Annotated in this window: 18 protein-coding genes; 9 read left to right on the top strand and 9 right to left on the bottom strand. The window is 74.7% G+C overall.

Annotated features, from left to right (window positions below; all coding sequences use genetic code 11):
• Window positions 1-67 precede the first annotated feature (67 nt).
• Both coaA and PYV61_RS08030 read right to left on the bottom strand, forming a co-directional pair.
• A complete protein-coding gene (coaA, locus tag PYV61_RS08035; protein ID WP_345785223.1) occupies window positions 68-1,030 on the bottom strand; it encodes a type I pantothenate kinase in 963 nt (320 codons plus the stop codon).
• A 160-nt stretch (window positions 1,031-1,190) separates the two neighbouring features.
• Window positions 1,191-1,766: a glycine zipper domain-containing protein gene (locus PYV61_RS08030; RefSeq protein ID WP_275830148.1), complete on the bottom strand. Its 576-nt coding sequence runs from the start codon at window positions 1,764-1,766 to the stop codon at window positions 1,191-1,193.
• A gap of 197 nt (window positions 1,767-1,963) precedes the next feature.
• Here PYV61_RS08030 and PYV61_RS08025 point away from each other — a divergent pair, with 197 nt between their 5' ends.
• The 7 genes from PYV61_RS08025 (at window position 1,964) to PYV61_RS07995 (ending at window position 8,940) form a co-directional block, all read left to right on the top strand.
• Entirely contained in the window at window positions 1,964-2,890 is a 927-nt protein-coding gene (locus tag PYV61_RS08025) for a carbon-nitrogen hydrolase (RefSeq protein WP_275830146.1), read from the top strand.
• Between the two features lie 149 nt (window positions 2,891-3,039).
• A complete protein-coding gene (locus PYV61_RS08020; protein WP_275830144.1) occupies window positions 3,040-4,080 on the top strand; it encodes an agmatine deiminase family protein in 1,041 nt (346 codons plus the stop codon).
• A gap of 114 nt (window positions 4,081-4,194) precedes the next feature.
• Window positions 4,195-5,061, top strand: a complete 867-nt coding sequence (locus PYV61_RS08015; RefSeq protein ID WP_275830142.1) for a PEP-CTERM sorting domain-containing protein — start codon at window positions 4,195-4,197, stop codon at window positions 5,059-5,061.
• Window positions 5,062-5,244: 183 nt separating this feature from the next.
• Window positions 5,245-5,802 (top strand): DVUA0089 family protein, encoded by a 558-nt coding sequence (locus PYV61_RS08010; protein WP_275830140.1) that lies wholly within the window; start codon window positions 5,245-5,247, stop codon window positions 5,800-5,802.
• A gap of 165 nt (window positions 5,803-5,967) precedes the next feature.
• Window positions 5,968-6,789, top strand: a complete 822-nt coding sequence (locus PYV61_RS08005; protein ID WP_275830138.1) for a nidogen-like domain-containing protein — start codon at window positions 5,968-5,970, stop codon at window positions 6,787-6,789.
• 90 nt (window positions 6,790-6,879) lie between these two features.
• Window positions 6,880-7,494, top strand: coding sequence for a hypothetical protein (locus PYV61_RS08000; RefSeq protein ID WP_275830136.1), 615 nt, complete (start codon window positions 6,880-6,882; stop codon window positions 7,492-7,494).
• 90 nt (window positions 7,495-7,584) lie between these two features.
• Window positions 7,585-8,940, top strand: coding sequence for a putative DNA modification/repair radical SAM protein (locus PYV61_RS07995; protein WP_275830134.1), 1,356 nt, complete (start codon window positions 7,585-7,587; stop codon window positions 8,938-8,940).
• Here PYV61_RS07995 and PYV61_RS07990 read toward each other — a convergent pair.
• The 3 genes from PYV61_RS07990 to PYV61_RS07980 all read right to left on the bottom strand — a co-directional run bounded on the left by PYV61_RS07990 (window position 8,835) and on the right by PYV61_RS07980 (window position 10,731).
• Window positions 8,835-9,374, bottom strand: coding sequence for an inorganic diphosphatase (locus PYV61_RS07990; RefSeq protein WP_275830132.1), 540 nt, complete (start codon window positions 9,372-9,374; stop codon window positions 8,835-8,837). The genes PYV61_RS07995 and PYV61_RS07990 overlap by 106 nt on opposite strands.
• A 46-nt stretch (window positions 9,375-9,420) precedes the next feature.
• The gene (locus tag PYV61_RS07985; RefSeq protein ID WP_275830130.1) at window positions 9,421-10,050 is read right to left on the bottom strand and encodes an outer membrane beta-barrel protein; all 630 of its coding nucleotides are present in this window, start codon (window positions 10,048-10,050) and stop codon (window positions 9,421-9,423) included.
• Between the two features lie 141 nt (window positions 10,051-10,191).
• Entirely contained in the window at window positions 10,192-10,731 is a 540-nt protein-coding gene (locus tag PYV61_RS07980; RefSeq protein WP_275830128.1) for a DinB family protein, read from the bottom strand.
• Between the two features lie 131 nt (window positions 10,732-10,862).
• On the opposite strand from PYV61_RS07980, the gene PYV61_RS07975 reads away from it, so the two are divergent.
• Together PYV61_RS07975 and PYV61_RS07970 are read left to right on the top strand one after the other, a co-directional pair.
• Complete coding sequence (locus PYV61_RS07975) at window positions 10,863-11,285, top strand: OsmC family protein (protein ID WP_275830126.1); 423 nt, start codon at window positions 10,863-10,865, stop codon at window positions 11,283-11,285.
• Window positions 11,282-11,758: a DUF393 domain-containing protein gene (locus PYV61_RS07970; protein ID WP_275830123.1), complete on the top strand. Its 477-nt coding sequence runs from the start codon at window positions 11,282-11,284 to the stop codon at window positions 11,756-11,758. Before PYV61_RS07975 ends, PYV61_RS07970 begins: the two co-directional genes overlap by 4 nt.
• A 21-nt stretch (window positions 11,759-11,779) precedes the next feature.
• Here PYV61_RS07970 and PYV61_RS07965 read toward each other — a convergent pair whose 3' ends face one another.
• The 4 genes from PYV61_RS07965 to PYV61_RS07950 form a co-directional block, all read right to left on the bottom strand.
• Window positions 11,780-13,978, bottom strand: a complete 2,199-nt coding sequence (locus PYV61_RS07965; protein ID WP_275830121.1) for an ATP-binding protein — start codon at window positions 13,976-13,978, stop codon at window positions 11,780-11,782.
• Window positions 13,979-14,097: 119 nt separating this feature from the next.
• Window positions 14,098-15,639 carry a complex I NDUFA9 subunit family protein gene (locus PYV61_RS07960; RefSeq protein ID WP_275830119.1) on the bottom strand — a complete coding sequence of 514 codons (1,542 nt, stop codon included), beginning with the start codon at window positions 15,637-15,639 and terminating at the stop codon, window positions 14,098-14,100.
• Window positions 15,640-15,712: 73 nt separating this feature from the next.
• Window positions 15,713-16,513: a TerC family protein gene (locus PYV61_RS07955; protein WP_275830117.1), complete on the bottom strand. Its 801-nt coding sequence runs from the start codon at window positions 16,511-16,513 to the stop codon at window positions 15,713-15,715.
• An 80-nt stretch (window positions 16,514-16,593) separates the two neighbouring features.
• On the bottom strand, window positions 16,594-17,601 hold a 1,008-nt coding region (locus PYV61_RS07950; RefSeq protein WP_275830115.1), incomplete at its 5' end, for a M20/M25/M40 family metallo-hydrolase.

The following is a 17,601-nucleotide window of genomic DNA, read 5'->3' as shown; positions in this document are numbered from 1 at the left end:
GGCTACTTCCGCCACTGCGGCTACGGCCGCTACGCCGCGCCGTGATCTGCTCTAGAACAAACTTCCCCTACTTCCCTCTCCGAACCTTCGCCGGCACGATCGGCGCCCGCCGGAGCCGCACCTCCTCCACCGCGTGCCCCGCCCCCTTGCGCAGGATGACCGACGCCCGCTCCCGCGTCCCCTCGATGTTCTGCTTGAGGTTCAGCCAGTTGATGTCCCGCCAGATCCCGCGCGCCGTCTCCACCGCCTCGTCCTCCGACAGCCGCGAGTACCGGTGGAAGTACGAGGCGGGGTCGCGGAACGCCGTGTCGCGCAGCGACAGGAAGCGCCGCACGTACCACGACTCCAGCGCCCCCTCGTCCGCGTCGACGTAGATCGAGAAGTCGATGAAGTCGGACACCATCAGCCGCGGCCGCCCGTCCCCCTCGTCGCGCGCCGACGCCGAGGGCGCCTGCAGCACGTTGATCCCCTCGAGGATCAGGACGTCCGGGCGCCGGATGGTGTGCACCCGGTCGGGGACGACGTCGTAGACGAGGTGCGAGTAGGTCGGTGCGGCGATGGTCGGCGCCCCCGACTTGAGCTCGGTCAGGAACCGGAGCAGCCGCGCCACGTCGTAGCTCTCCGGGAACCCCTTCCGGTGCATCAGCCCGCGCTCGGCGAGCACCGCGTTCGGGTGCAGGAACCCGTCGGTCGTCACCAGCTCGACGCGCGGGTGGGCGTCCCAGCGCGCGAGGAGGGCGCGCAGCACCCGGGCGGTCGTGCTCTTCCCCGCCGCCACGCTGCCGGCGATCGCGACCACGAACGGCGGCGCCAGCGAGGGGCGGCCGATGAAGCGGTCGGTGACCTGGAGGAGGTCGCGGGCCGCGGCGACGTACAGGTTGATCAGCCGCGACAGCGGGAGGTAGATGTCCGCCACCTCGTCGACCGGCATCGGCTCGTTCAGCCCCCGGAGCCGGCGGAGTTCCTCCTCGTCGAGCAGGAGGGGCGTGCTCGCGCGCAGGGTCGCCCACTGCGCGCGGGTGAAGCTCATGTACGACGGCGACGAGGGCGCCACGGCGGCGAGGGGCCCGGGGGTCGGCCGCCCTTTCGGGGGGGCGGAGGGCATGGTCCGCGGAAGCTAACCCTCGGAAACGGACGAGGGGTGGAAGCCCCTACCGGCTCCCACCCCCTCTGCAGGACCCGCCGCGCCCTTAGAACGGCAGCTTGCCCTGGTTGTTGCCGATCACCGCGCCCAGCCCCGCCCCGGCCACGGCGCCGATCAGGCCGCCCTTGAGCCGGTCGCTCTTGCCGCTGGTCGCGACGCCGATGGCCGCGCCGGCCACCGAGCCGATGATCGCGCCGTTGGTGCGCCCCTTCGCGCGCTGGCGCTTCCGCTCCGCCGCGCCCGCGTCGTAGGTGCCGCCCGACGAGTAGGTCCCCGACCCGCCGCTGCGGGCCGTGCTGGCCGTGCGCGTCCGGTAGACCACCCGCTCGCGGACCGGCGCCGGGGCCGTCGCGGCCGCCGGGTAGTAGCCCGGGTAGTAGCCCTGCGGCACCTGCCCCTGCGGCGCGTACGGGTTGTAGGCGCCGTACGGCGTCTGCCCGTAGCCGAGCTCGGCGGGGTTCACGAACTGGTTCTGCGGATAGCGCTGCGCCTGCGTGGCGAGCGACAGGTCGTTCCGAAGGGCGTCGTCCACGGCAGGCTGCTCGCGGCCGCAGGCGGCCGCCAGCGCCAGGGCCGGCGCCAGGATCATCGAGGTCTTGATCGTACGAGTCGTCGAGCGCATCGCGGCTCCTCCAGTGTCTGTCCGGGGCCCTACTAAGGCAGGGTACGGGCCACCCGTTCGAGCCCCGTCGGAGGCCGAAACGCCCCGGAAACGTCCCATTCCGGCACCTGGGCTGTCCCCGCCGAGTGACGCGACGTGACGACCATCACCGGTGCGGCCGGCGCTCGTGGCGCACGGCTCGCGTTAGATTCGCGCCCATGCGCCGCGACCCCTTCACCATCGGCATCATCCAGGACCACGCCACGGACGACGTCGCCGCCAACGTCGCCCGCGCGGTCGAGCTCATCCGCGAGGCCGCCCGCCAGGGCGCCCAGATCGTGTGTCTCAAGGAGCTCTTCAACACCACCTACTTCGCCAAGTCCACCAAGGTGGACCGCTTCGACCTGGCGGAGGCGGTGCCCGGCCCGATCACCGAGACGATGCAGGCGCTGGCGAAGGAGCTGGCCGTCGTCATCGTCGTGCCGCTGTTCGTGCGGCGGGCGCCCGGGCTCTACATGAACTCGGCGATCGTCATCGACGCCGACGGGAGCGTGCTGGGCGTCTACGACAAGATGCACATCCCGCACGACCCGATGTTCGAGGAGAAGTACTACTTCACCCCGGGCGACGGGCACCTCGACTACCACGGCGAGAAGCCGGGCGAGGCCAACGGCTTCAAGGTCTGGAAGACGCGCTACGCCAACGTCGGCGTCCTGATCTGCTGGGACCAGTGGTATCCCGAGGCGGCGCGCATCACCACGCTCCTCGGCGCCGACGTGCTGTTCTACCCGACCGCGATCGGCTGGCACCCCGCCGAGAAGGACGAGTGGGGCGAGGCGCAGGTGCAGGCGTGGCGCACCGCGCAGCGCGCGCACGCGATCGCCAACGGCGTCTGGGTCGCGAGCCCCAACCGCGTCGGCCACGAGCCGGAGCCGGGCACCAACGGGCTGGAGTTCTTCGGCCACTCGTTCGTCGCCGACCCGTTCGGCCGCGTGGTCGCCGAGGCGGGGACGGAGCAGGCGGTGCTCGTGCACACGTGCGACCCGCGGCTGCAGGAGGAGGTGCGGCGCAACTGGCCGTTCCTGCGCGACCGCCGCGTGGACGCGTACAAGCCGATCCTGCACCGGTTCATCGGGCAGCCGTGAGCGCCTGCGACCTGCGACCTGCGACCTAGATGCGCGACGACATAGCGGCGGGTGAAGTCGGGCCGACCGGCCACGGGCTGCCGAGTGCGTTCAGGAGCGATCCGACGCCGGACGCAGGTCGCAGGTCGCAGGTCGCAGGGCAGTACCGGATGCCCGCCGAGTGGGAGCGCCACGACGCCACCTGGCTCGCCTGGCCGCACCACGAGCCGGACTGGCCGGGGAAGCTCGGGCCGATCCCGTGGGTGTACGCCGAGATCGTGCGGGCGCTGCACGCGTACGAGCGCGTCGAGGTGCTGTGCCACGACGAGACGGTGCGCGAGGCGGCGCGGCAGGCGCTCTCGGCGCACGGCGTGCGCGAGGACGGCTACCGGCTGCACCTCGCGCCCAACGACCGCGTGTGGGTGCGCGACTCGGGGCCGACCGGGGTGCTCGACGAGGCCGGGCGGCTCGTGTGGGTGAACTGGGACTTCAACGCCTGGGCGAAGTACGACAACTACGCGCGCGACGTGCAGGTCGGGCGCGTGTTCGAGCGCGCCAGCGGCGCGCCGCGCGTCGAGCCGGCGCGCCCCGACCGCGCCGACGCGCGCCTCGTGCTCGAGGGGGGCGGGATCGAGGCCAACGGGCAGGGGCTGCTCCTCGTGACCGAGGAGTGGCTGCTCAGCGACGTGCAGGTGCGCAACCCCGGCCTGGGGCGCGAGGACTACGAGCGCGCCTTCCGCGACTGGCTCGGCGTCCGCCAGACCATCTGGCTGGGCGAGGGGTGCGTCGGCGACGACACGCACGGCCACGTCGACGACATCGCGCGCTTCGTGTCGCCGGACACCGTCGTGCTGGCGTACGAGGAGGACCCGGCCGACGAGAACCACCGCCGCATGGCCGACAACCTGCGGCGCCTCGAGCTGGCGGGCGGCGCGCGCGGCGCGCTGCGCGTGGTGAAGCTCCCCTTCCCGCGCGCCGTCGAGATGCAGGGCGAGCGGCTCCCCGCGAGCTACGCGAACTTCTACGTCGGCAACGGCGTCGTGCTCGTGCCGACGTTCAACGACCGCAACGACCGCGTCGCGCTCAACACGCTCGCGGAGCTGATGCCCGACCACCACGTCGTCGGCATCCACGCGGTGGACCTCGTGTGGGGGCTCGGCACCCTGCACTGCCTCACGCAGCAGCAGCCGGCGCCGCAGCCCGCCCGCTGACGAAACCGTAAGGTTGGGTCGTTTTTCCCTACGGCCTCGGGTCGGGGGGGGCGATCGTGTTCGCGCGACGTCGGCACCGGGCCGGCGCGCACGACACGACCGCCCCCCTTCGCCATGTCCACCCCGATCGTCCGGCGCGCGCTGACGGCCCTCGCGGCCCTGGTCGCGACCGCGTCCGCCCTTCCCGCGCAGCAGTTCACCATCGGCGCCGACGTCGAGAACGGCTTCGGCCAGCAGTGCGACGAGCTGGGCGCCTCGTACTTCGGCACCGCCACCGGCCGGTGCGGCCGCGTCTGGGACGGCGGCGGCAACTACGACGCCTTCGACGGCTACGGCGAGCTGCGCGACGTGCCGGCGGGGATGCTGGCCACCCGCCGCACCGAGGCGATCCAGAGCCGCAACTTCTACCGCTTCGTCGACACGTACTGGAACAACACGACCGAGACGGTCAGCGGCACGGTCACCTTCTTCGGGGACCTCGGCTTCGATGGGCGGGGGCGTGTGGTCGGCACCGGCGACGCGTACCACGTGTCGACCGAGTCGGCGGCCAACTCGTTCAACTTCTCGCCGGTGCTCGCGTTCGTGTACGGCAACAACGACTTCGCGCGCACGTCGATGGCGCTGGCGGCGGACCTCTCGACCCACACGCTGACCGCGCCCCTCACGCTGCTCCCCGGGCAGTCGGTGAGCCTGATGTCGTTCGCCTTCCTGGCGCGCAGCCTGACGCGCAACCCGACCACGCAGGCGGCCGACGAGGCGCTCGCGCTGGCGACGGCGCAGTCGCTGGTCGCCAACCCGTACCTCGACGGGCTGTCGGCGTCGGAGCGGGCGCGGATCGCGAACTGGGGCCCGGGCGTCGTCATGCCGCCCCCGCCGGGCAACGGGATCGTGACGCCGGAGCCGGCCACCTGGGCGCTGCTCGGCACGGGGCTGCTCGGCCTCGCCGCGGCGACGCGTCGCCGCCGCGCCACGCCGACCTGACGGACGCGCGCCACACCTCCGCGCGCGGGGGTGTGGGGCGCCCGCTCCCCAAAGCGAACGCGGCCAACGACTTGGCCCGGTCGTGACGAGCCCGACAGGAAACGCACGACTATTGCTGAGGCGGCTACCCGGCCACAGCGGCGACACGCGCCGCGCCGTGGCCGGACCTCCACCTCGCTCGCGATGCCCCTGTCCCTCGTCCGCCGCGCCGCCGCGGCCGTCGCCCTCGTCGCCGCCACCGCCGGCGCCGCCGCCGCCCAGACGAACCTCACGCAGACGACCTACCTGACGAACGCCGGCGGGCCGCGCGTCGCGACGCTGACCTTCGAGGTGCTGACCGCGGGCACGTTCCGCCTCTACACGGACGCCCCGGCCATCGACCCGAACCTGTATCTCTTCGCCGGCACGCCGGGCGCGCTCGGCGCGTCGCTCGGCTACAACGACGACGGGTGCCAGTACGCGTTCTGCGCGCCCGCCGGCTCGTACTACAACTCGCTGCTGGACAACGTGGGCCTCTCCGCGGGCTTCTACACGCTCGTCGCCGGCTCGCACTCGCTCGATGAGATGGAGGCGCGGACGGGCGACGCCAACCTGACCGCGAACGGCAACGTCACGATCCGCGTGGAGTCCGTGGACGGCACCGCGAGCGCGACGTCCACCGTCCCCGAGCCGTCGACCTACGCGCTCATGGGCACCGGCCTCCTCGGCCTGGCCGGCATCGCCCGCCGCCGCCGCGCCTGAGCCTCCCCGCGCCGGTCCCGCAGCACCCGCGCGGCCGCTCCCACTCCGGGGGCGGCCGCGCGCGATTAAGCGGTCGCATAAGCGGTACATGACAGGTTGGTCAGGCGCGCCGCACGGCGCCCCCGTCCGACCGACGGGTCCCCCACCAGCCCGAGTGCATCGCATATGTCCGCCCGCACCCTCGCCGCCGCGCTGCTCGCGGCCGCCCTCGCCGCGCCCGCCGCCCAGGCGCAGATCCGCGACGTCGCCGGCTTCGCCACCACGAGCCTCGGCCGCACCGACGACGGCACCACCGGCCCGGTCGACGTCGGCTTCGCGTACAACTTCTTCGGCCTCACGGGGAGCTCGCTCTACGTGAGCAACAACGGCTTCGTCAGCTTCTCGACGCCGCCGTCGTTCACGCCGCAGGCGCTGGCCGCGAACAAGATCATCGCCGCGTTCTGGGCGGACGTCGACACCGAGGGCGGCGCATCGGGGATCACCAGCTACGGCACCGGCGCCGTCGACGTGGCCGGGATCGGGACGCGCAACGCGTTCTTCGTGAACTGGCCGGGCGTCGGGTACTACAACAACGGCACCGACCGGCTGAACACCTTCCAGATCTTCCTCGTCGACCGCAACGACCGCGGCGTCGGCGACTTCGACTTCGAGCTGAACTACGGCTCGATGCAGTGGGAGGCCGGCAGCCACTCGAACGACGGCGGCTCGGGCGGGCTGGGGAACAACGCCGAGGGCGACAAGTGCGCGCGCGCCGGCTACTCGAACGGGATGGGGACGGTCGTGGAGCTCGCCGGCTCGGGCGTGTGCGGCGCCCTGATCGACGGCGGCGCGAACGCGCTCGCCGGGCAGCGCTTCGCGTACAGCGCCCGCAGCGGCGTGGTGGCCGAGGTGCCGTCGGCGACGGTGCCGGAGCCGTCGACCTACGCGCTGATGGGCACGGGGCTGCTCGGCCTGGCCGGGATCGCCCGCCGCCGTCGCTCGGCGTGACGCGCTGACGCGGCGGCTCGCGCGCCGCGCGTGGTCGGGGTGGGGGCGGGACGCTAGCTTGCGGCGTCCCGCCCCCTCTGCGTCCCGACCGTGACCGTCCCCCCGTCGCTGCCCTCGTGGGCGACCCCGAAGCCCGCCGCGGGTCCGCCGGCGCCCGACTCGCCGCTCGACCGGCAGTTCGCGGCGTTCGTGGGCCCGCGCTGGCCGCTCTACCGGCGCAAGTTCGCCCCGTTCTTCGCCGACGCGCGCTTCCAGCCGACGTGGAACTGGTCGGCGGCGCTGACGGTGCCGGTGTTCGGGCTCTGGTTCCTGTACCGGAAGCTCTACCTGCCGTTCGTGTTCTTCACGCTCGCCCCGGGGGTGCTGCTCAGCGTCCTCTGGGGGAGCGACGAGATCCCGATGCGCCAGGTCCCGCACCCGCTCGACCCGAACGGCCCGGCGGTCCAGCTGCCGACGGCCGACTTCACCCTCGTGGGGCTGGGCGCGGTGCTGACGTTCGTGGTGCTGGCGGGCGGGACCGCGAACTTCCTGCTCTTCCGCCGCGCCACGGCGGCGATCCGCGTGGTCGCGCCGCGCTCGCCCGACGCCGAGGGCGCCCTGTCCCTGCTCCGCCGCATCGGCGGGACGAGCTGGCGCGCGGTGCTGATCGGCTTCGCGGTGATGCTGCTGCTGCAGCTGATGAGCGGGCAGACGGCCGGGCGCTGAGGCGCCTCCCGGAGGGACGCGCGCGTTGGAACCGCCCGTCACTTTCGGGTTATATTCGGAGCGATTTGCTTCCTTTCACGAGCCGCTCCGATGGACCGCCGCAAGCTCGCCGTGCTCGCCGACGCCGCCCGCCTGGACGCCCCCTGTGGCGGCCGGCGCGGCAGCGTGCCCGACCGTGAGGCCGCGCTCCTCCCCACCGACGTCGAGCCGACCGCGATCTACGAGAGTCTGGCGGCCGACGGGCGGCGGGTGCCGCTGCTCCGGATCCTGCTCAGCAACCACTGCGTCCACGACTGCGCGTACTGCCCGCTCCGCCGGTCGGCCGACCCGCCGCGGGCGCGGCTGGCGGTGCGCGACGTCGTCCGGCTGACGCTCGACTGGCACCGGCGCGGGCTGGTCGAGGGGCTGTTCCTGAGCAGCGCGGTCGACCGCGACGCCGACCACACGATGGAGCAGATGGTGGAGGTCGCGCGCACGCTGCGCCGCCAGCACCACTTCCTGGGCTACGTCCACCTCAAGGTCATTCCCGAGGCGAGCCCGGAGCTGATCCGCGAGGCCGGGCGGTGGGCGGACCGCGTGAGCGTCAACGTCGAGCTGCCGTCGCAGCGCCGCCTCGACGCGCTGGCGCCGGGGCGCCGCCTCGCCACCATGCACCGCGCGATGGACCGGCTGCGCGACGGGATCGCCGAGGCGCACGAGGTGTCGCGCCGCCACCGCTTCGCGCTCGACCCGTCGCGCGCGTGGCGGCGCGCGCTGCCGCGCTTCGCGCCGGCCGGGCAGGTGACGCAGCTCGTGGTCGGCGCCGACGACGCCACCGACGCCGAGCTCCTGGCGGCCGCCGACGCGCTGTACGCGCGCCAGCGGCTGCGCCGCGTCTACTACGGCGCCTTCGTCCGCGCGGCCGTGCCCGACGCGCCCGGGGACCTGCTCCCCGCCGACGCGCCGTCGCCGCTGCGCGAGCGGCGGCTGTACCAGGCCGACTGGCTCCTGCGCGAGTACGGCTTCACCGTCGGCGAGCTCGCGCCCCCCGACGCGCCCGACCTCCCGCTCGAGGTGGACCCGAAGCTGGCGTGGGCGCTGCGCCACCCGGAGGCGTTCCCGGTCGACGTGAACCGCGCGCCGCGCGAGGTGCTGCTGCGCGTTCCCGGATTCGGGCGGCGCACCGTGGCGCGCATCCTCGCGGTGCGCGCGTTCCACCGGCTGCGCGCCGAGGACCTGGCGCGGCTGCACGTGCCGGTGTCGCGCGCGCTGCCGTTCGTCGTCCTGGCCGGCCACGACGCCGCGGCGCTCGACGCGGCGGAGCGCGCGCTGCGCGAGCACCTGGCACGCCGCGCGCGGGCTCAGCGCGGCCTGACGGCGCGCGCGGCCTCGTCCACCAGGCGGGCGGCGTCCTCGGCGTCGGCGCCGCCGAAGACGCGGAACTCGCGCCCGAGCGCGTGCTGGTAGTCGGCGAGGAAGCGCGCGATCGCGTCGACCCAGTGCGTGCCGACGTCGTCCAGCGTGCGCGCGCGGCCGAGGCGCGGGTCGAGCGGGGAGACGGCGAGCAGGCGGTCGTTGCGCCGCGTCACGCCGCCCTTCGTCTGCTCCCCCATCAGCACGCCCACGAGCCGCGCCTCGGCGACGACGCCGGGCGCGGTCGGCGCGTCGAGCAGGAGCAGCGCGTCGATCGGGTCGCCGTCGGGCGCGCGCGTGCCGGGGACGAAGCCGAAGTCGCAGGGAAAGTGCATCCCGGCGGAGAGCACGCGGCGCAGCCGCGGCGCGCCGAGCGCGGGGTCCCAGGCCAGCTTGTGCGCGGAGCCGCGCGGCGTCTCGACCACGACGTGCACGGTGACGGGGTCGGCGCCGTCGGGTCGCGGGGGGAGTCGGTCGGGCGCGCGCATGGCGCGACGGCGGGGCACGCCGCGCGCCATGGCGCTCCGCCGTGCGTCAGAAGGAGAGCTTGACGCCGGCGCTGACCGCGAAGTTGTGCGCGACGTCGCCGCTCGCGCGGACGCCGAGCACGCTCTCGGAGCGGTACTTGGCGATGTAGTCGCGCACGCCGATGCGGAGGGCCGCCGAGCGGCCGAAGGCGAGGTCGACGCCGGCGCCGAGGTTGCCGGCGAGGTTGGTGGAGGTCGTCGAGATCGGGCCGCCGCTCAGCTTCGTCGTGATCGCGCCCGCGCCGGCCTGCACGAACGGCGTCAGGTTCGTCCCCGCGGGGATGCGGTACTCGAGCCCCGCGTCGTAGAGCCATGAGCTGGAGGAGCCGACGTCGACGCCACCGAGGATCGGGAGGCCGACCTCGAGGTCGCCGCTCGTGTAGCCGACGTTGCCGGTCAGCGAGAGGTTCTCGGCGATCCCCAGGCTGACCTGGGCGCCGCCGATCGGCGCCGGGCGGCTGCGGACGCTCGTGCCGAGGGGGCCGTCGAGGTAGTTGCCGAACATGATCACGCCCGCGTACGGCGTGACGTCGGCGATGCTCGCGTGGTTCGAGGTCGCGCCGGCGGGGCGGCGGGACTGGGCGGCGAGCGGCGAAGCGATCAGCAGGCCCGCGAGGGCGAGGGCGGAACGGCGCATGGGGCACTCCGGTCGGATGGTCTGACCGGAGGGAACGCACCGCGCGCACCCGGCGGGACGCGCGAGGCAAGTCGCTTCACGCCAACGACTTGCCTCGAAAGGGCCGCAGCCGATCGTCCCCCGGGGGGGACGGCCGGCGTGTCACTCCGTGGGCGTCCCGGCGTCGGCGATCGCGCGGATCTGGCGCTCGTGATGGGCCTCGTGGTCGGCGATGAAGCGCGCCCAGCCGTACAGGTCGAGCTCGCCCAGGGCCGCGTGCGTGGCCGTCACCTGCCCGAGCGCGAGGCCGTCGCCGTCGTCGAGGACGGCCAGCAGCGCCGCGCGCGAGTCCTGGAGTCGGGCGAGCGCCGTCTCGGCGTCGACCTCGCCTGTCGGCCGGACGATCTCGGGGGCCTCGCGCGGCGCGCGGTCGGGGCCGAAGGAGGAGGGCGCCGCGAGCACCGAGGACTCGTCGGTCTCGGGGCCGAGCCCGGCCTCCTTCGCGCGGGCGAGGCGGCGGGCGAGGAGCGAGGCGCTCCCCGCCTCGACCTTGGCGAGGTGCTCGAGGATCTGCGCCGGCGACCAGGCGCCGGGACGTGGGGCGCGCGACAGCGCGTCGGCGGGGACCGCGGCGACGGCCGCGAGGAGCGCGGCGCGGCCGCGGGTGAGGTGGTCGACCAGCTCGGAGACGCGCGGGTGCATGTCGGGGGGCTTCGTGGGGGAGTGCCGGCGCGGGCAAGGTACATCGCGCGCGGGCGTGGGGTATCACCCTTGCACCCCCCGGGGCCGTCGCGTCCGCCGCCGGGCGCCCCACACCCGCCGCCGAGGCATCCGTGAAGCTGACCCTGCTGGCCGAGGACCGCGTCCGCTACGAGCTGGCGTCGGGGCCGATGACCGTCGAGGCGCCGACCGCCGACACCGAGTTCTCGCCGTTCCACATGCTGGCCGGGGGGCTGGCCGCGTGCACCTACTCCACGCTGGCGTCGTGGGCGCAGAACGCGAAGCTGTCGATCGCCGACCTGGCGGTGGAGGTCTCGTGGACGTTCGCCGAGCAGCCGCACCGGGTGGGGGAGATGGCGATCGCGCTGGAGTGGCCGAGCCTGCCGGCGGCGCGGCACGAGGCGGCGAGGCGGGCGGCGGCGCTGTGCACGGTGCACCACACGCTGAAGCAGCCGCCGTCGCTGACCACCGAGCTGCGGGCGCCGGCGGGCGCCGCGTCCGCGCCCGCCCCCGCGGCGGCGAGCGAGGCGGCGTGAGCGTCCCCGTCGTCCAGTTCACCGTCAACGGCGTCCCGCGCGACGGCGCCGGGGTCGAGGCGCTGACCAGCGCGGGCGCGTCGGGCGTCGGCGAGGGGCGGCCGTACACGGTCGTGTACGACGGGCACTGCAAGGTGTGCGGGCGCATGGTGCGCGCGCTGCGCCGGTGGGATGCCGGCTCCAGGCTGCTGGAGATCGTCCCGTCGCAGACGGCGGGGCTCGACGCGCGCTTCCCGTGGATCCCGGCGTCGGCGTACCTGGAGTCGGTGCAGCTGGTCGGCCCGGGCGGCCAGAGCTGGCAGGGGGCGGCGGCGGTCGAGCGGCTGCTCGACGTGCTGCCGCGCGGCGGATTGATCGGGTGGGTCTTCTCGGTCCCGTTCGTGCGCGCGCTGGCCGACCGCTTCTACCGCTGGTTCGCCCGCAACCGCTACCGGCTCGGCTGCGGCGAGCACTGCGCGCTGCGCCCCGCCTGAGCGCGGCGCGCGCCCCGGCCGCTACGCGCGCGGCAGCGCGAGGGTGAACACGCTCCCCACGTCGGGGGCGCTCTCGACGGTCAGCTCGCCGCCCATGCCGCGCGCCAGGTCGCGGCTGATCGCGAGCCCGAGCCCGGTCCCCTCGGCGGTGCGCGTGAGGTCGGAGCGCACCTGCACGAACGGGTCGAAGATGCGCTCCTGCTGGTCGGCGGCGATCCCGATGCCGGTGTCGCGCACGGTCAGCGCGACCCGCTCGGGGCCGGCGGCGCAAGCGACGTCGATGCGGCCGCCGCGGTCGGTGAACTTCACCGCGTTCGACAGCAGGTTCACCAGCACCTGCCGCACCTTCTCGGCGTCCGCGCGCACCGCCACCTCGGGCGCCGGCTCGGCGACCACGAGGGCGAGCCCCTTGGCCCGCGCCTGCGGCGCGATCAGCGCCTCGGCCGCCGAGAGCGCGGCGCGCACCGGCACCGACGCGACGTCGTAGCGCACCGCCCCCGTCTCCAGCTTCGCGTAGTTCAGCACCTCGTTGATCAGCCCGAGCAGGTGCCGCTGGCTGGCCTGGATGCGCCCGATGTCCTGCCGCTGCTGCGCGGTCAGCGGGCCGCGCAGCTCCATCTCCAGCAGCTCGGCGTAGCCGCCGATGGCGTTCAGCGGCGTGCGCAGCTCGTGCGACATCACGGCCAGGAAGTCGCCCTTGGCGAGGTTCGCCGCCTCCGCCTCGCGCCGCGCCGCGCGCTCCGCCTCGAACAGGCGCGCGCGCTCCAGCGCCAGCGCGCACTGCTGCGCCACCGCCGTCATCTGCGCGCGGTCCTCGGCGCCGAAGGTGCGCGCCTCGCAGAACGCGGCGCCGAGCACGCCGAGCACGCGGCCGTCGGCCACCAGCGGCGCGACCGCGTTCGCCTGGTGGCCGGTGGCGTCGAGCGTCGCGAGCAGCTGCGGGTAGCGCGCGGCCCAGTCGTCGCGCGACTCCAGGTACAGCGCCTCGCCCGACCGCGCGACCTCGGCCAGCGGCGCCGGCGCGGCGAGGGGGAAGCGGCGCCACTCGCCGCGCACCTCGTCGGGCATGTCGCCGGCGCCCAGGATCTCCAGCTCGCGCCCGTCCGGCGTGACGCTCGCGACCACCGTCCCCGCCGCGCCGAACGCCGCCGAGACGTGCGACACGACCGCGGCGACCACGCCGTCGAGCGTCGACGCGGTGGACAGCGCCGCGGTCAGCGCCTGCAGGCTCGCCGTGCGCTCGCGCGCCGCCTCCGCCTCGGCGCGCGCGCGCCGCTCCGCCGCCTCGGTGCGCCGCCGCTCGCCGACGTCGATCACGAACTCGACGCACTCCGACGACGTGCCCTCGCCGCCGACGCGCGTCGGGGCGAACAGCCCCCAGAAGCGCGTGCCGTCCTTCCGCACCCACTCCTTCTCGTACGGCGCGGTGCGCCCGTGCTCGGCCAGCTCGGCGGCGGCGCGCGCGGTCGCCGCGCGGTGCTCGGGGGGCGTCAGCCGATCCCAGTGCGCGAGCCGGCGCAGCTCCTCGGCCGTGTAGCCGCACATCTGCTCGAGCGCCGCGTTGGCGTCCAGCACGCGGCCGTCGAGCGTGAAGAAGAGCACCCCCACCGTGTCGATCGAGAGCGCGCGCTGCAGCCGCTCCTCCGACGCGCGGCGCGCCGACTCGGCGCGCGACCGCTCGACCGCGTCCCAGGTGCGCGCCGCGACGTCGGCCAGCAGCGCCAGCTCGTCGTCGGTCCAGCGGTGCGCCGTGCGGTGGTGCATGAAGAGCACGCCCACCAGCCGCCCGCCGCGCATGAGCGGGAGGTCCACGCTCGCCCCCACCTCGAGCGCGTCGTGCGCCGCCCGCTCGTCGGGCGTGAGGTCGGCGGAGCCGACGACGTCGTCGCGGGCGACGGTGCGCCCGTCGCGCAGCGCCGCGATGAGCGCCGGCGAGTAGTCGGCGACGCGGTAGCGCCCCTCGATGCTGCGCACGCCCGCGGTGTGGTTGCGCGTCACGACCGACGTCTCGCCGTCGGCCAGGATCTCCGCGTAGCCCACGCGCGCCGCCCCGAGGTGCTCGCCGAGCAGCCGCGCCGCCTCGTGCTGGATCGCCTCGGGGTCGTCGAGCCCGCGCAGCCGGTCGGCCAGCCGGAGGAGGAACCCGAGCCGCGCCGCGTGCGGCTCGGCCGCCCGGCGCGACGGATCGTCGTCCGGGCCGGCGTCGCGCGCGACGGGCACTGTCCGGGCGTCCAGGGGCACGGGTCGACGGCGGGGTGGCGGGGAACGGGGGGGACGGGCGGGCGTCGGAAGATATCCCGCCGTCGCCGCCCCCTACACCGCCGGCCGCGCCGCCGCCGTCATCCCTCGGTCGCGCCCCGCGGCCCCGCGCCCTGCTCCGCCCCGGCCACCTCCGCCTCGTGCGCGGCGCGTCGGCGCGCGTCGGCCAGCGCGTGGAGCCGCGCCTCCTCGCGCTCGGCCGCCTCTCCGTCCAGCGTCTCGTCGGCGTGCTGCACCCCGTCGGGCGCCTCGCCGCCGCTGGCGTCGACCATCGCCTGCACGATGTCGCGCCAGGTCGCCTTCTGCAGGCGCGACCCGAGCGCCGCCATCGCGACCCAGTCGAAGACGTTGGCCGCGCGCTCGACCACGCAGACCTCGAAGCGCAGCGCGCCGTCGTGCGGATCGGCCGAGAAGCGCACCGCGCCGGCCAGCGGGTGCCCCTCGACCGTCTGCAGCGTGAGCGTGCGCGGCGTCAGCTCGGCGACGCGCACCTGCACGTTGCCGCGCAGCGGGAGCGCCATCGTCACCGTCTGCCCCTCCGCGAGCACCGCCCGCGGCGTCCCCGGCTCGGCCTCGAGGTCCATCTGCTCGGGGGTGACCTCGTGGAAGTGCACGCAGAGCTCCTGCAGCAGCGCCTCCGGCGAGAGGCGCGCGCCGCGCACGTCCGCCCAGAAGCGGCGGCGCCGCAGCTCCCCCACCCCCTCGTCGGGGAGCTGCTCGGGGAGCACGTCGAGCAGCCGGCGGAGTCCCTCGTCGAGCGGCGTCGGCGCGACGCCGAGCACCGTGTCGAGCGCGTTGGCCGCGGGGTCGTCGACGACGTTCCCCTCGGCGAGCATCGTCAGCTGGCTGTCGTTGATCGGGAGCCCGATCCCGACCGCGTCGGCGAGCTTCACGCCGAGCGACGCCACCGGGCCGGGGAGCGGCACGCGGACGGGGGAGCGCCCGGTGAGGCGCGTCAGCCGGTCGAGCAGGTCGTGCATCGTCGTCCGCTCCGGCCCCGCGACGTCGAGCGTGCGCCCGGCGAGGTCCGCGCGCTCGACCGCGACGGCGAGCGCCTCGCCGACGTCGTCGGTCCACACGGGCTGGAACGGCTGGTCGCCGCCGGCGATGACGGGGACGGCGGGGAGCGTGCGCACCATGCGCAACAGGAGCGACACGACCTCGTCGCCGGGGCCGTACACGTTGCCGGGGCGCACCACGACCCAGCGCCCGCCGAAGCCGCGCGCGACCTCCTCCCCCGCGTGCTTGCTGCGGTGGTAGGGCGACCGCCCGCGCTCCGCGCCCAGCGACGAGACGTACACCAGGTGCGGCACGCCGGCGCGCGTCGTCTCGGCGACGACGTGGCGGGTGCCCGCGACGTTCACGCCCTCGAAGGTGGCGTGCGGCGGCTTCTCGTCGACGATCCCGACGAGGTGCAGCACGGCGTCGCACCCGTCGGCGGCGCCGCGCAGCGAGTCGGCGTCGGTGACGTCGCCCTTCCACGGCTCGACGCCGTCGGGCCAGGTGCGGGCCTCCTTCTCGGCGCCGCGCGCCAGCAGCCGGACCGCGTGGCCGCGCCGCAGCAGCGCGCGCACCGCGGCCTCGCCGACCACCCCGGAACCTCCCGTCACGAGTACGCGCATGGCGGACCGATGAGCATCTCGGATGCCAGCGCGGGAGGCGGCCGATCGGGCGCGCCGCCTCCCGCGTCCCCCCTCACTCCTCCCCGACGATCCCCTGCTCGATCGTCCCCACCTTCTTCAGCTCGACCGGCTTCGACGACGCCCTGCGCAGCCGCAGGTTCAGCATCTCGACCAGCACCGAGAACGCCATCGCGAAGTACGTGTAGCCCTTCGGGATGTGCTGCCCGAGCCCCTCGGCCACCAGGTTGGTGCCGATCAGGACGAGGAACGACAGCGCCAGCATCTTCACCGTCGGGTGGCGGTCGACGAACGCCGAGATCGGGCCCGCCGCGCCGAGCATGAAGGCGAGCGCGATGACGTTGGCGGTGATCATGATCGAGATGTCGTCGACCATGCCGACGGCCGTGATCACCGAGTCGAGCGAGAACACGATGTCGACCACGGCGATCTGGGCGACCACCCCCGCCAGCCCGCGCGCCGCCGACTTCTTGGGCGCGCCGTCCGCCGCCGGCTCGTCCCCCTCCAGCTTGTGGTGGATCTCGTAGGTCGCCTTCCCGATCAGGAACAGGCCGCCGAAGATCAGGATCAGGTCGCGCCCCGAGATCTCGCGCGCCTCCAGCTCCAGGAAGCGGAAGGCGCCGATCGTGAACAGCGGCGCCGTCAGGCGGGCGATCCAGCTGATGCTGAACAGCAGGCCGAGCCGCGTGATGAACGCGCCCGCGAGCCCCATGCGCCGCGCCTTGGGCTGGTCCGCGGGCGGGAGCTTCCCGGCCAGGATCGAGATGAAGATGATGTTGTCGATGCCGAGGACGATCTCCAGCGCGGTCAGCGTCAGGAGCCCGATCCAGGCGTTCGGGTCGGCGAGGAAGTCCATGGGAGTGCGAGTACGGGAAGACGACGGGCCGAGCCGCGTACGGCTCGGCCCGCCCAGGCACTATGCAGAGGCCGCGCCGCCTACTGGCGGCAGGGGGCGCTCGGGTCCGGCCGCGGCTGGTCGACCGGGGGGCGCCGGTCGAGGTCCGCCACCTTCGCGGTGAGGTCGCGGATGTAGTTCGTGATCCGCGCGTAGTGCGGGTAGTCGATGTACTGCGGCTCGTCGGTCACGCGGTGGTAGTCGCCGTGCAGCCCCGTGAAGAAGAAGGCGATGGGGATGCCGTAGCGCGCGTAGTGGAAGTGGTCGGAGCGGCAGTAGATGTTCTGCGGGTGCCCGTTGGCGTCGAGGGCGAAGTCGAGCTTGATCCCGGCCTGCTTCGCGGTCGCCTCGGCCATCTCGCCGAGCACCGTCGAGAGGCGGCGGTGGCCGACGATCCCGACGTAGCTCGGACCGCCCGTCGCCACGTCCTCGGCGCGCCCGCGCCCGATCATGTCGATGTTGAGCTGCGCGACGATCGAGTCGCGCGGCACCGTCGGGTGGTCGGCGTACCAGCGCGCGCCGACCAGCCCCTTCTCCTCCGCCGTGTGCCACACGAAGAGGAGCGAGCGCTTCGGCTTCGCGCGCGCGGCCTGCAGGTTCTCGGCGATCTCCAGCAGCGCCATCGAGCCCGAGCCGTCGTCGTCGGCGCCGTTGTTGATCGAGTCGCGCCGCGCCGGGCGGATGGCGCGCAGCGAGTCCACGTTCACGCGGATCGCGCGCTGCCGCTCGGTGAGCGCGGCCTGCGCGTCGGGGGGGATCGTCTCGTCCCCCTCGGGGTCGGCCTGCATGTAGAGCCGGCGCGCCTGGTAGAGCGACGCCTTGAGCGAGTCGTGGTCGACGGCGGCCGGCGAGATCCCCACGTGGTCGTTGTGGGCGCCCAGCGCGACGTACGTGTTGCGCAGCGCCGGGTCGCTCCCCGGGAGGACGGCGACGACGTTGTCGGCCGGCGCGCGCTCGACGCGGAAGGTCACGCCGCCGCGCACCGCGCGGCCGGCCGCGCCCACGGTCGCCGACGCCGGGTCGGCGCCGAGCAGCGCGTGCGCGGCGCT

The sequence above is a fragment of the Roseisolibacter sp. H3M3-2 genome (assembly GCF_029211165.1).
Taxonomy (GTDB): Bacteria; Gemmatimonadota; Gemmatimonadetes; order Gemmatimonadales; family Gemmatimonadaceae; genus Roseisolibacter.
This window is presented reverse-complemented; position numbering and strand designations above follow the sequence as displayed.